This window comes from Candidatus Zixiibacteriota bacterium, from assembly GCA_035380245.1.
GTDB lineage: Bacteria > Zixibacteria > MSB-5A5 > GN15 > FEB-12 > DAOSXA01.
In genome coordinates this window covers 401,913-415,513 of record DAOSXA010000002.1, presented here as the reverse complement: position 1 = coordinate 415,513, position 13,601 = coordinate 401,913, and the positions used below count along the sequence as shown (strand labels likewise).

Annotated in this window: 13 protein-coding genes and 1 tRNA gene; 6 read left to right on the top strand and 8 right to left on the bottom strand. The window is 50.4% G+C overall.

All coding sequences use genetic code 11. From position 1 onward, the window contains the following. The 6 genes from PLF13_07010 to PLF13_06985 all read left to right on the top strand — a co-directional run bounded on the left by PLF13_07010 (position 1) and on the right by PLF13_06985 (position 7,411). Positions 1-1,332 carry an efflux RND transporter periplasmic adaptor subunit gene (locus PLF13_07010; GenBank protein ID HOP07024.1) on the top strand — a complete coding sequence of 444 codons (1,332 nt, stop codon included), beginning with the start codon at positions 1-3 and terminating at the stop codon, positions 1,330-1,332. Continuing rightward, positions 1,332-2,033, top strand: coding sequence for an ABC transporter ATP-binding protein (locus PLF13_07005; protein HOP07023.1), 702 nt, complete (start codon positions 1,332-1,334; stop codon positions 2,031-2,033). The genes PLF13_07010 and PLF13_07005 overlap by 1 nt, the downstream gene beginning before the upstream one ends. A 6-nt stretch (positions 2,034-2,039) precedes the next feature. Next, positions 2,040-3,263, top strand: coding sequence for an ABC transporter permease (locus PLF13_07000; GenBank protein ID HOP07022.1), 1,224 nt, complete (start codon positions 2,040-2,042; stop codon positions 3,261-3,263). A gap of 10 nt (positions 3,264-3,273) precedes the next feature. Continuing rightward, positions 3,274-4,527 (top strand): ABC transporter permease, encoded by a 1,254-nt coding sequence (locus PLF13_06995; protein ID HOP07021.1) that lies wholly within the window; start codon positions 3,274-3,276, stop codon positions 4,525-4,527. Positions 4,528-4,620: 93 nt separating this feature from the next. Then, positions 4,621-5,967, top strand: coding sequence for a GWxTD domain-containing protein (locus PLF13_06990; GenBank protein ID HOP07020.1), 1,347 nt, complete (start codon positions 4,621-4,623; stop codon positions 5,965-5,967). Between the two features lie 25 nt (positions 5,968-5,992). Further along, complete coding sequence (locus tag PLF13_06985; protein HOP07019.1) at positions 5,993-7,411, top strand: GWxTD domain-containing protein; 1,419 nt, start codon at positions 5,993-5,995, stop codon at positions 7,409-7,411. 80 nt (positions 7,412-7,491) lie between these two features. Here the strand turns inward: PLF13_06985 and PLF13_06980 are convergent, their stop codons facing one another. The 8 genes from PLF13_06980 to PLF13_06945 all read right to left on the bottom strand — a co-directional run bounded on the left by PLF13_06980 (position 7,492) and on the right by PLF13_06945 (position 13,592). After that, a complete protein-coding gene (locus PLF13_06980) occupies positions 7,492-7,935 on the bottom strand; it encodes a hypothetical protein (protein HOP07018.1) in 444 nt (147 codons plus the stop codon). A 96-nt stretch (positions 7,936-8,031) separates the two neighbouring features. After that, on the bottom strand, positions 8,032-8,235 hold the full coding sequence (locus tag PLF13_06975; GenBank protein ID HOP07017.1) for a hypothetical protein: 204 nt from the start codon (positions 8,233-8,235) through the stop codon (positions 8,032-8,034). Between the two features lie 48 nt (positions 8,236-8,283). Then, positions 8,284-8,994 (bottom strand): DUF1573 domain-containing protein, encoded by a 711-nt coding sequence (locus PLF13_06970; protein ID HOP07016.1) that lies wholly within the window; start codon positions 8,992-8,994, stop codon positions 8,284-8,286. A gap of 142 nt (positions 8,995-9,136) precedes the next feature. Then, complete coding sequence (locus PLF13_06965; protein ID HOP07015.1) at positions 9,137-10,504, bottom strand: FAD-binding oxidoreductase; 1,368 nt, start codon at positions 10,502-10,504, stop codon at positions 9,137-9,139. Positions 10,505-10,519: 15 nt separating this feature from the next. Further along, a complete protein-coding gene (locus tag PLF13_06960; GenBank protein ID HOP07014.1) occupies positions 10,520-12,067 on the bottom strand; it encodes a C1 family peptidase in 1,548 nt (515 codons plus the stop codon). 145 nt (positions 12,068-12,212) lie between these two features. After that, positions 12,213-12,938: a hypothetical protein gene (locus PLF13_06955; protein ID HOP07013.1), complete on the bottom strand. Its 726-nt coding sequence runs from the start codon at positions 12,936-12,938 to the stop codon at positions 12,213-12,215. A 122-nt stretch (positions 12,939-13,060) separates the two neighbouring features. Further along, positions 13,061-13,133: transfer RNA gene (locus PLF13_06950), tRNA-Phe, on the bottom strand. A 78-nt stretch (positions 13,134-13,211) separates the two neighbouring features. Next, positions 13,212-13,592 carry a hypothetical protein gene (locus PLF13_06945; GenBank protein HOP07012.1) on the bottom strand — a complete coding sequence of 127 codons (381 nt, stop codon included), beginning with the start codon at positions 13,590-13,592 and terminating at the stop codon, positions 13,212-13,214. Between the last annotated feature and the right edge of the window lie 9 nt (positions 13,593-13,601).

Genomic DNA, 13,601 nt, shown 5'->3' with positions numbered 1-13,601 from the left:
ATGTCCAAGAAGAAACTACTAATTATCGTGCTCGCGGTGGTTGTTGTCGCGACGTTGGTCGGGTTGAATCTCGGTCTGTCTCGCAGTTCCGGTGTTGATGTTCAAGCGGATACCGTGCAACGCCGCGATTTGACGGAGATCGTGTCGGCCTCAGGGCGCGTCCAGCCGGCTACCAAGGTTGATATCACGGCCGAGGTGACCGGTGAGATAAGGGCCCTGTTCGTTCGTGAAGGCGACCGGGTAATGTTGAATGATCCGTTGTTGATTCTCGACACGGTTCAGTTGCGCGCCGATGTCGATCAGGCCCGCTATATGCTGAGCGAGATCAACGCTCGTCTGGAGGGTTATAAGTCCAGTCTGGATCAGGCCTCGGAAGATTTCGAGCGAATGAAGCGTCTTTTTGCATCCGGTCTTGCTTCTGAGAATGAGCATAATTCGGCGATGTATGCTTATCAAAACGCCAAGTCCTCTTATGATGCGAGTCTTGCTCAGGCGAAGCAGTACGGGGCTCGTCTCGATCAGGAGCTCGATAATCTCAGCAAGGCTAAGATCGTGGCGCCGATGAGCGGTGTGGTTACCTATCTCGATTGTGAAGTGGGAGAAATTGCCCCGGCTCAAACAGGATACACGACCGGCAAAACACTTATGACGATTGCCGATCTCGACATCTATGAGGTGGAAGTCGATGTGGACGAGACCGAGATCAACAAGGTTGAGTTGAATCAACCGGTTGATATTGAGGTGGATGCTTTCCCCGATACGGTGTTCGCCGGCACGGTAGTCGAAATAGGCAACACGGCTATTCAGTCGAACTCCGGCACGGAGAGCCAGTCGACCAATTTTCTTGTCCGAGTAGTGTTCACCGATCCGGTTGTCAAGCTGCGTCCCGGGATGTCGGCTACTGTGGATATAACGACAGCTACGGGAGAGAATGTACTGGCCGTGTCATACAGCGCCGTTGTAATGCGCAATTACGATATGGATTCTTTGCAGAAGGCTCACGAGCAGGATCCCCTCAGTAAGGAGACTTCCGACAACGCCGTACATGCTGCTGAGATCGAAACGCAGGATGATTCCACGAACCACGGCAAGGGTGATGAAACGCGTAAGGAAGTCAAGGGTGTTTTCGTGGTGTGCAACAATCAGGCTAAATTCGTTCCAATAGAAACCGGTATTGCAGACAAACGACGCATTCAAATTCTGCACGGTCTGACGGAGTCTGATACGGTTGTCACCGGTCCTTATCGGATTTTAAGAACGATTAAGGACGGCGATGAGGTCAAGGTAACACGTGTCGGTGAAGTTAGTGCCGGTGAGGAAGGCAAGGACTGATGGCACTGATCGAAACCCGGGATCTTTGGAAAACTTACCAGATGGGTAATGAGGAAGTGCATGCCCTGAAGGGGGTGTCCATTACCATCGAGAAGGGCGAATATGTAGCGATCATGGGACCGTCCGGCTCGGGCAAATCGACCCTGATGAATCTGATCGGCTGTCTGGATACTCCGACTTCCGGTGAATACATTCTCAACGGAAAACCGGTCAGCGCTATGAACGACGATGACCTGGCGGCGATTCGAAACCGTGAGATAGGATTCGTTTTTCAGACTTTTAACCTGCTGCCCCGAGCGACCGCTTTACATAATGTCGAGTTACCCCTGATTTACAACGGCACGAATGCGGGGGATCGTCAGCGCCTGGCGGAGGAAGCTCTTGCGATGGTGGAGCTGAGGGACCGCATGCTGCATAAACCGAACGAGCTTTCGGGCGGACAACGTCAGCGTGTTGCCGTTGCTCGCGCCCTGGTCAATAAACCTTCGCTGTTGCTTGCCGATGAACCGACCGGCAATCTTGATTCGAAGACGTCTTTGGAAATAATGAAGCTGTTCAATGACCTGCATAATCAGGGGAATACCATAATTCTCGTAACGCACGAGCGGGATATCGCCGATCATGCCCATCGTGTTCTCTCGATTCTCGACGGTGAAATTGACAGTGATATCCGCAACGGAGCGCACCGAGTCAGTGCGTAAGTTACCATGATAGGTATTTCGATTCTCAAAATAGCCTTCGAAGCCATCTGGGCCAATAAGCTGCGTTCCGGATTGACGTTTCTCGGAGTAGTCGTTGGATTTACCTCGGTGATGACGATTATCTCGGCATTGGAGGGGATGATGGGGGCTATCGAAGAGGATCTGGCCTCGCTCGGTCCCTCGACCTTCATCGTGACTCGTGTCGGTGGGGTTATTACTTCCCATGAACAATGGCTCGAGATGATCAAACGCAAGCCGTTCACTATTGATATGGCGGATGAAATCAGGGACGGCTGTGAACTGTGCGATAAGATGTCGACCCGCACCAGTTCATCGGCCGAAGTTCGTAGAGGCAGCGAGCGAGTACGTGATGTTGCGATTGCCGGTGCTTCGCATGAAATGATCGAGATTGTCGATATGGAAGTGGCGCAAGGTCGTTTTCATTCTGCCGAGGATGACCTTTATCGTCGCCAGGTAGTGTTCATCGGCGACCTGATCCGTGAGAAGCTGTTCGGCCCCAACGATCCGATCGGCAAAGATATCCGTATCGATGGAGTTAAATATACGGTTATCGGAGTAGCCGAACGACAGGGGACGTTATTCGGAGAAAGCCAGGACAACTTCGTAGTTATTCCGTTCAGTGCTCATGTCAAGCAGTTCGGAAATCCCGACTGGCGGTTACGGTTCGCGGTGAAAGCGGTATCGGTCGAGGCATTGCCCGATGCCATGGATCAGGTTCGTCAGGTCTTGCGATCAATTCGCCATGTCCCTTACGACAAACCGGATGATTTCGAGATATATACCGCCGACAACATTCTGGAGACGCTGAACGCTTTCACGAAGATATTTCGTTTCGGCCTCATAGGGATTTCATCCATATCGGTAGTGGTCGGCGGTATCGTGGTAATGAATATCATGATGGTTTCAGTTACTGAGCGAACTCGAGAGATAGGTATCCGAAAAGCAATCGGCGCCAGACGTCGACACATTCTGCTGCAGTTTCTTTTCGAGGCATTAGTAACGACTTTGTCGGGAGGTATTGTCGGTATTGTCGCCGGCTTCCTCGCAGCGCGGTCCCTGGTGAGTATGATCGATATGGACATTTCGCCGTCGGGGCTAGCCATTACGCTTGGACTGGTGATATCGACCGGCATCGGTCTGGTTTTCGGTATCTATCCGGCCTGGCGAGCGGCCAAGCTGGATCCTATCAAAGCTCTGAGTTACGAGTGAGTATAAGAATATGCTGCTGACTCCAACCGAGATAAAAGATGCAATCGAGATGGCGCTCGACTCTCTGCGGATGAACAAATTGCGCTCGGGATTAACTATCCTGGGTGTTATGATCGGAGTCGCATCGGTTATCGGGCTTGCTTCGATCATTGACGGATTGAACGGCGCTATGGAAGAAGAGATCGAGTCGATGGGCTCGACTACGATTATTTACATCGATCGCTTCGCACCGGGGACCGACTGGGATGATCTTACCGAAGAAGAGCGCAACCGACCTTTTCTCACGGCCGGTGAAGCGAAAATGATAAAAGAAGCCTGTCCCGCGGTGGACGGTGTCGCCCCTCAGAACCACTACTGGGCTTCGGGCGGCAATGTAATCAAATACAAGAACCAGAAGGTTTCCAACACCCGCTATCTGGGAACCTGGCCCGATTATCAGCGGGTTTTGGACAGGTCAATACAATCCGGTCGCTTTATCTCTGAAGTTGATATTGAATTCCGGGCATCAGTGGTCGTGTTGGGTGACAAAGTGGCGCAGAACCTCTTCGAAGATGAAGCTCCCGTAGGTAAAGAGGTTCGTATCAACAGCAATCCGTTCCAGGTAATCGGTGTCCTGGAACATGTCGAGTCGAATTTCGATGAAGACAGCCAGAACAATGTGATGATCATACCGCTCAGTACCTTCGAAAAAATTCACCCCTGGGATGAAGCCCTGACGCTGACGGTTAAGGCCGCTTCGCGAGAACAGATTGAGGAAGCTAAAGAGCAGATCATCAGCGCACTGCGAATCTATCGAAGCGTACCTTTCAACAAGGACAACAACTTCGCTCTTTCAACGCAGGATACTTTCAAAGAGCAGATTGAGAACATAACGAAGTACATTTACATAGCCATGATTGTGATTACTTCGGTCGGTCTGATGGTGGGTGGTATCGGGGTAATGAACATCATGCTGGTATCGGTAACCGAGCGTACTCGCGAGATCGGTGTCCGTAAAGCTATCGGAGCCAAGCGCTCCAACATCCTGTTGCAATTTTTGACCGAGGCCATGACGTTGTCCGGCGCCGGTGGAGTAATCGGGATACTGTTTGGTATTATCCTGGGACTGAGCATTAACGCCTGGGCCGGTTTCCCGATCTCGGTGTCGCTTTTCTGGATCGTAACCGGCTTTGTGGTATCAGTCTCGGTCGGTTTGGTATCAGGAGTGTATCCGGCCTTTAAGGCGGCTCGACTGGATCCCATCGAAGCCCTTCGCTACGAATGATACAAAGGGCCTGAGGGCCCTTTTTTCTTGCCCTCCTCTAAACATTCCCCTAAGTTGAAACGTTTGAAGTAGCAACAGGTTATAAATTACAGCATGCGGTTCATTAAGTCACAAATAATCCTTATCGCTTTGTTGGTCGGTTGCTTTTTCATCACGACCGGCAACGCACAGGTCGATTCGTTCGATCGCCTTGAAGCGCCGTCCAGAGTGGGCTTGCTCATGGATTACTGTAGTTTCATGGCCGGACATCCTGACACGCTGCGTCTCGAGGTATACTACCAATACTATAACTACCTTCTGTCCTGGGAGGAGTATGCCGGTCAGTACCGAGCTGAGTTCGATATAACTATTCGGGTTAAGGACGATGACGGTCGTCAGGTTCAGGAATTTACCGAAGAGAAGCAGCTAACGGCTGAAAACAAAAGACGAACTCGTTCCGGATCGGATTTTCGCACCAACCAGGTAAATTTCATCCTACCGAAGGGCAAGTACGAAATAGACCTGATCCTGCATGACCAAATTGCGGATGTCTCGCATAAGCAGGAGATGAAGGTCAATCTCCGGGAGTATAAACTAAATCGCCCCAGAATTTCAGATATTGAATTGATTACCGCTATCGGCCAGGCGGGGGAGAATCCGTTGCCGTTCGATAAGGGGCGATTTACGATTATTCCATCTCTTACCAGAGAATTCGGTGATGAAGGAAACAGCCGAGTGTTGTTCTACTTCGAGGTGTACGCCGGTGAAAAGGAAGAGCACAAGGAAGTACTGGTAGAGACGGCTATCAGGCGCCGTTATGGAGCGTTGTTGTATCGTGACTCAGCCACGGAGAAAGTAGACGAGTCGTTTCTGCGCCAGGTGCGCGAAGTTTCCATCGCCGATTTAACCCCCGGTGAATACGCGGTAGAAATCCGTCTGAGGGATACAACGAAGAAGAATCGTGAGCTTGACAGTGAGGAACATAGTTTCTACGTCGTTTGGTCGCTCGCGAGTCTTCTGCGTAACGATATAAAAGAAGCCGTGCGTCTGTTGGAACTCATATCCGAACCACATGAGTTGGACTCACTGGAAAAGGCGAGTACATACGAAGAGCGTGCTCGTTTGATGGACAAGTTCTGGAAAGGGCGAGATCCGACTCCGGGGACGGCTGAAAATGAGATTAAACTGGAGTTCTTCCGACGCATCCAGGTAGCCAACCGTAATTTCGCCTTTATGGGGCAACCGGGCTGGGCCACCGACCGTGGAATCATTTACGTAAAACACGGAGAACCGGACCAGGTCGATGACTATCCGCTTATGCCGTCCCGAATGCCTTATCAGGAATGGCACTATTATCGAGGAAATCAATATCTGAAGTTCACATTTGTCGATCGAAACGGAGACGGTGACTACCGGCTCGTTTATCCCTATGACGGGTTGAATCAGGAACCGGATTTTTAGGAGTAGCAAAATTAAGATGCAGTTTATGCGATACATTTGGTTGGCTGTCGTGATCGGCGTGATGACTACGATGGCGGTTATGGCTGAAGATGATCCCAACAAGATGACTGTTTATGCGGGAGCTACAGCCTATCCCAATCCCAATCTGGATTCGGTGGTGTTGGTTGAGTTCCCTTTCTCGATCAAGCGGCACGAGTTGGAGTTTTTCCACACGGAAGAGGATAAGGACCAACTGGAATCAAGGGTTCTGGCACTGGTTAGAATCGCCAATCCCATGGGGCAGGCAATAGATTCCGCGTATACTTACTTCTCGGTTCGCGTGAACAGCACGGAAGAGGCGAAGATAGAAGGAATTCGTCTGTTCAATAAGATCAACATGCTGCTTCCACCGGGGACCTACTCCGCCAGAGTAACCGTGATTGACGCCGTCAGCCGACGTAAAGGCGACTACCTGATTGACTATATCTATGTCCCCCCGCCGAAGACCACGGTGACTATCGGGGGACCGCAATGGGCTTACAGTATTCATTACGTTGGGGATTCCACCTCGAATCTCAATCCGCGCCTGATTAAGAATGGTTATGAAGTGATACCCAATCCGAAGTCGATTTACGGTACGGACGATACTACTGCTTATGTCTACGCTGAAGTTTACGGTTTGACCGTCCCTGAAGCGGATTCCGGTCGTTATTTGCTGCAGTTAACCGTTCTGGACGAGGATCGTGAGGTTTACCGTGAGTTGGGAGGGCGGTCCGGTGCTAAGCCGGGTGCTTCTCTGGTTATCACCGAACCGATTGATATCTCCGACTGGCCCGATGCCCTGTACTGGCTTCGCTTGAGTGTACTCGATATGGATAACAACCGGGCTGATACCACTGTTTCACCATTCCGTATCGTGTCGCCCGAGAAACTCCTGGCCGCTTACAATGAGGAGCCAAGCTTCGGTGCTTATGATCGTCTGCTGCCCGAGGAACGGATTAGATCGGCTAATTATCTGTTGACACCGGATCAGAAAAGAACTTTGAACAATCTTTCCTGGGTAGGCAAACGGAATTTTATGGACCAATTCTGGACCGAACGGGAACGTGGTCAGGGACCGGATGAAATGCCGATGCGAGAGCAGATGGCCGAGCGCTATTTATACTGCAATCAGTACTTCTCAACCAATCCGGAGATGGATGACGGCTGGTTGTCGAGCCGGGGGAGAATTTACATGATTTATGGCCAGTATGATGATCTGGTCGATGTCCAGGCTCCCCAGGTAGCTGATCCTTATCAGATCTGGTATTACTACGATATCGAGCAAGGACATTATTTCATTTTCGAAGATCCCTACGGCGATGGAGACTACAAGCTCGTTCATTCCAATGTAACTACCGAGGTACATAGCGATGAATGGGAGCAATGGATCAGCGAAGGAACAATTGACGTCCAGGGTTATTGAACGGGCACGCCAAATATCGGAATAAAAAAAGAGGCCGCCTGATCGGGCGGCCTCTTCTGCGTTACTGCTAACAAGATGCTTTATTGGTGCGAACTCGTACTGGCGTTATTATCCGGTACATTGACGTTACGCACCGTACGTTTTACAGGAATCGTATACCGGGTGTTCTTCTGATCGTTGACTTCGAAAGTCAGAGATTTGGTGAAGTTCTCCTCCAGGGCGGCGTCTTTGAGAACGATCTTGCCGCGCACTGTCTGATCCGGTTTAATCGATTCGGGCATATCGACTTTGAAATACTCATGAGCCCAGTCGATGAGTTTAATCTGCAACTCCTGGTCGGAGATATTGTGCAGTTCGAACTCCTTCTCGCTTATCACCTTGTCGGTATATTGCGAGAGGTCCAGCTTGTACGGACCGATGATTATCGGATACGTCGAATCCGGACGCGGCGTAACCTGGGCCGTGATCTCTACGAAGCTGGCTTCCTGACCTTCGTTGGTGGTGATGCGCGGGCGCTTGGTCACCCTGGTCCGATAGGTCTTGGTACTAAAGATAATTTCTAACCGAGTGCTGTCACCGACAGCAAGCACATCTTTTTCAAGAGGCGCTTGGGTGCAGCCTCAGCCAGGTTTAACGCTGACAATTTTAAGCGTGTCGTCTCCGGAAGAGTGCAACCAGAATGTATGAGAAATCTTGGCGTTCTGGGGGACATATCCGAAATCGAACGACTTCTCAGGAACTGTCAGCAACGGACCTGCCTGCACCTGGCCCACGAGCAGAAGCAGGACGAGGGTCAGGGCCATAGCAGTAACAAGCTGTTTCATAGGATGAAAATATCCCTTCGGTAATATGTGGGTATTCCTGTTATCCAATTAGTTATAATGCTTTCTCCGTATCGGAATGGTCATAATGGTCGGTTTATCCTTGTCCGAGCTAGATTTCACCTTCGCCATGGAGAATGTTACCGAGGCCACAAAATCCTCTTCGGCATACTCCGGCTTGACCTTGACCTTGATCCAGGCATCGCCATTGGCAGGGATGGTATCCGGCAGATCTACATAACACCAGGCGACATCCCTGGAAATCTGTGTTACTGTCAGGAGATGGTCGAGGTAATTGTGTAGTTTTATCATGACCGAATCGACTACAATGGGTTCTGCCACGGATAATTCTGCTTTATAGGGTTTAGCCGATACCGGTCGGGCCGTGTCAGCGGCTTGTACCGCAAGGGCTTTAATGGTCATTGATGTCGGACTATGGGGAGCGTTATGGTAAACGCGGGGGTACTGACTTGTAAAGCCGATACGACGATCAAGATCCCATGAAATTCCAACCAGCATGGAATCACCGGGGGGGAGGACATCATGATCGTAATCCGCCAGAGTACAATGACAGCCGGTTACAATTCGCTCAATCTTCACCGTATCGTCTCCGGTCGACTTGAACCAAAAGTAGTGCACAACATGCGAATTCTGTGATACCGTCCCGAAATCGAAAATTTTATTCGCTATCTCAAACTCCGGACCGGCCAGGACCGATGTTGCCAGGAGCAATAACAAGGTGACGGCTAAAGCAAGTTTCATAATGGCTTATATTTCTCCGGTCGAAATTACGTTCCAGTCTAATTGGATAATATAGCCATCAAAACGTAACCCGTCAAGGCAGAGGCCATCTTATTACTCCATATCAATATAAGGACGCTCAGGAGGTAAGTCCGGTTATGGGCTACATATCGAAAATTTTACCGGGATTAAGGATATTATCGGGGTCAAACTGAGCCTTAATCCGGCGCATGAGCTTAACCGACTCGCCGTGTTCAAGACCGAACAGGTTTTTGTGCCCAAGGCCTATGCCGTGTTCTCCCGAAACAGTGCCGTCCAGTTCAACCGTACGTCGGATGATTCTGTCGCTCAACTCGTGAGCTTTTTTCCATTCCTCGTTGTTGTCGGATCTGGCCAGGATCAACGCATGCAGGAGTCCCATTCCGACATGACCAAAAGTATGGATTAACAGACCTGCTTCCTCCCCTAAATGGTGGCAGAATTCGACCATTTCCGGTAAACAGGAGATAGGGAAGGCAACATCGTTACGCACGATCGAGTAGCCCGGACGCCGATGTTTGATGGCATCGGTCGCGTAGTGTCTGATTTCCCACGGATTCTGCCTCTCTCCAAGAGTGAGCGGCTGACCACCCTGTTCGGCGCAGACCTCGGCTGCAAGTTCGTTGTTCGCGGTGAGCGTGGCGTCGGGCCCGTGGAATTCAAGGAACAGACAAGGTTTTTCTTCTAAGTTATAATCTTTTAATGCGTTGAGGGCTTGAACAAGTGCTCTGTCTAAGAACTCGACGGCTGCTAAATCAAGTCCGTACCGACACATTTCCGAAACCGCTCTGGCGGCTGCGACATCATTTTCGAAGCTGAATGCAGTCTGAAGGCGGCCCTCCGGGAGGCCGGCCAGGCGCAGAGTAGCCGAACAGACAACCCCCAGGGTTCCTTCCGAGCCGCAGATCAGGTCAACTAGATTATAGCCGGAGGATCGTTTGATCGCCCGGCTACCAATATCCATGATATCACCGGCGCCGGTGACTACTTTGAGTTTCAGGATGTAGTCACGAGTACCGCCGTATTTGACCGAGTAAATACCGGAAGCATTAGTGGAGATCATGCCGCCGATCGTGGCAACATCGCCTGAACCACCTGGAGCAGGGGGGAAGAATAAGGCGTCGTTCTTCAACATACGGTTTAAGTCATCGTAGATAATGCCCGGTTGTACAGCGACTTGTAAATCGTCAGGCCATAGTTGCTCGATCTCTGTCATGCGACTGACATCAAGCACAAGGCCACCTTCGGAGGGGATCGTAGAACCCTCCAGGGCAGATCCGGCTCCACGGGTGGTGACCGGGATTTTATATTCCCGGCAAAGGAGGATCGTACGTTGAATCTGTTCGGGATTGCTCGGCCAGACTACCACCAACGGCTTTACGGGAGCGAGGGTGGATTCATCATGAGAGACAACCTCTAACTGGTCGGCCCGAGTCGAACGCTGATCGGGGGCATAAATATCTTCAAGTTGTTTCAGTAAATCTTCGGTCATAGCTAATATGGCTCTCTAGTCCAGATTTCTTGCGGACAAAAAGAATGGTTCCCAAGGTTTGATCCGGATCGGTTTCTGATCCAGCAGGGCGCGGTCCTCATCGGAAAGGAGGGCCTTGTCGATGACGACTATCAAGACGTACTCCTTGAACCAGTCGTTGTACATATACCAATTGCCTCCTTGTCCGGCTTTGGCGCCCCAACTGTTTTCGACAAGCCATTTGGTGGGTTGTTCGGTGTCGGAGGTGTCGAAGCCCATGAAGGTCATGGCGTGGTTGGGGGAGATGTCCCAGAAGTCGATCATTTCGGCTTTAGTCAGCGAGAAATCCAGATCAAAAACATCGTTATAGTTATAGATGCCGGCTCTGAAAATGCCGCTGTCGCCGTAATTATCTTTGTCGACATCGCAGGCGAACCAAACTGCCTGGCTGTCCAGAAGAGATTTATGGGTGTAATCCATGAGTTTTTCGATCGGCATGTTTAAAACCGTAACGTCACTGTCGTCCCAGATATTACGGCTTCCTTCAAGCAGAAACAGCCGTTCATAGTCCTGGGTGGGACAGTTGGAGATCAGAATATAGTCTTTTATGGATTCCGCGACATATTTGTCGTAGAACGACTGCGGGGTATGAGTTTCAGAGATGTATACATCCTTCTTATCCTCATCCTTTTTGTCGTCTTTGTCCTCTGTGGTCTCTTCGTCTCCTTCAGCTTCGGTATCGTTGCTCTCCTCGACTGTCACGGAATCGGTATCCTCAGCGTCTTCTCCGTTTTTATCATCCTTTTTGGGGTCCGGTTGTTTGTAGCGGAAAACGAATTCCTCCGGTGGTTGACCATAATTGAGAACGAGCATCTTATAAACATCAGCCAGCATTTCTTCTTTGCGGGAGCGGAGTTGCTTCTCGTTTTTACCTTCGGTGTTCATCCGGCGAAGTTCCGAAGCGAAACCGCGCAGAAGAGAGGTAGTCAGGGCGTTTAGTCTTCCGGTGGAGGAGGATTGTTTCGTTTCCGGCATGGCTGAAAGCGGTACGATCCCGTACTTCTTTATTAATCCTGAGAAATTTGGAAACCAGCCACCGTCGCCAAAGGCATACTCCAAATCGAGAGATAACTCGCGATCATCCAAAGACCGGTCACGCAGGCGGATAATCTCTTCAAGGTAATAGTTGGCCTTTTCGAGCTTATCGTAGAACGAGAGGTACGGTTGTGAAAGCTCGAACGATTCGATGTCGAGCTTATCGAGGATCGGAGGGGTAATAACGTTAAGTCCGGCGAACATCCAGCAGCGACCCGAGGCTTGCTGATTGGTGATGCCGTTGGACTTGAGCTTGAAAGCTATGATGCGGTCGTGTTCGATTACTTTATCGCGGTCTAGCGCCAACGACTTGATCGAGTTGTTGGTAACGGCGTTAATCTGGGTTTTCAAGCCCGGCATGGATGCGGCTTGTTGTTTGTATCCCTCAATCAGTTTGTCGTTGATTCCCCCCGGTTTGTCCCCTGCGAAAACGGAACCGACGGCGAGTGCCAATAAGGCTGCGGTCAGTACGATGGCGATTGATCTCAAACGACTCTCCTTTCCACCAGTCTGGTCATAGCTCTGCTCATGCTCATTTGGTGGAATTTACGAAATACCGACAGGGAAAGTTAGGAGAATGTTAAACCATAGCGGTATTTTTCGGTCAAGCGTTTGGATTTGATTCTGACGATATCTATTTGCCCGCCCTGTAAATACCGATGGTGTACCGACTGCTGTACGAGGTTTGTACGTCAAAGGTAGTAGCCTGATAATAGCTCGAACCGACAGGGCGACCGTTAACATCGATTTCAACCCAACTTGTTTCCTGAGGGGGGATAAACTCCGGGAAGCTCACGTCTACACGGCTGTCGGGGAGCAACACCGGAGTGATCCAGGCGGTGTCCTCGGTTGTATTATAAAACGGCACTAATGAGGTCAGTTCATCGGAGCTGCCGGTGAACGGGAATTCACGGCGAAGTGAGTCGGTCTCCAGCGGATGCTCGAAATATTCTAGCAGGTAACCGGCAAGGTTGAAGACAATCGAGAGATCGCCGTCGTTGAAATAGACGGTTATCGGTCTGTATCCCGTAGCGTTGTAATCTCTGCTTCGGTACCAACAAACCAGTTGCAGGCTGTCTCCCGGCAGAATGTTGCCGTTGCCGGGAGTTTCACCCAGTCGCGACCAGGACGATCCGCTCGCACTATAGAAGGTCAAAGGCAGGGTGCCTGTAGAGTGAGCGTAAAAAGGGTATGGAAGAATCGTGTAGGGTTCAACGAAACCGAAGTCGAATTCCGACACTGACGTTGTAACCGCCGGTGACTTGGCTGGTGAAGTGGACGGCGACCAGTTATCGAGGCAACCCGATGAAATCATCATGAATACAACTAATGTTAACAGAATTGCATGCCGTGCTCTCATGGATAAACTACTCCCGCTGTCAGGGCTTAACATTTCCTATAATATACGAGCAAAAGTTGACTGGTCAATCATGAATGAATGTAACCCCGGGGGAGAAGGGGGAGGAATAGGGTAAAAAAAACTGGCGCCCCGCAGAGTCGAACTGCGGACACACGGATTTTCAGTCCGTTGCTCTACCAGCTGAGCTAGGGCGCCGAGTTATTCTAACTCCATCGCTGCGATAGCGATAGAGTGTGCCAATTTATCATCTTTTCGGCTGATGTCAATTGAAAATTAGCGACGATTGAACAAATAGTTCTTAGTCTGTGACGAAAATAACGCTGCCAGGGCGCCGACTGAAAGGGCCAGCATGATAAAATTCTCGTAATGCTGATAACCGATAATCGCCAGCAGGATGATAAGAATGTTCACCGCAATCAGGCCATAATAACCCCAGGGACGATGATCTTTGAAGGCCACCGCCGGGGCGAGCAGGACTAATCCAAGTACTAGAAACATGATTGAGGTACTCATCGTGCCGTAATCATGATCGAGGAAACTCAGAATAATTTTTACAGAGCCGTAAATCAGAAGAACCGATGCTACGGTATAACCCCACCAGCCGGCCAGTTTGAAAGGCAAAGGGCGATCATCGACAATCACTTTCTCACTCATCTAAATCTC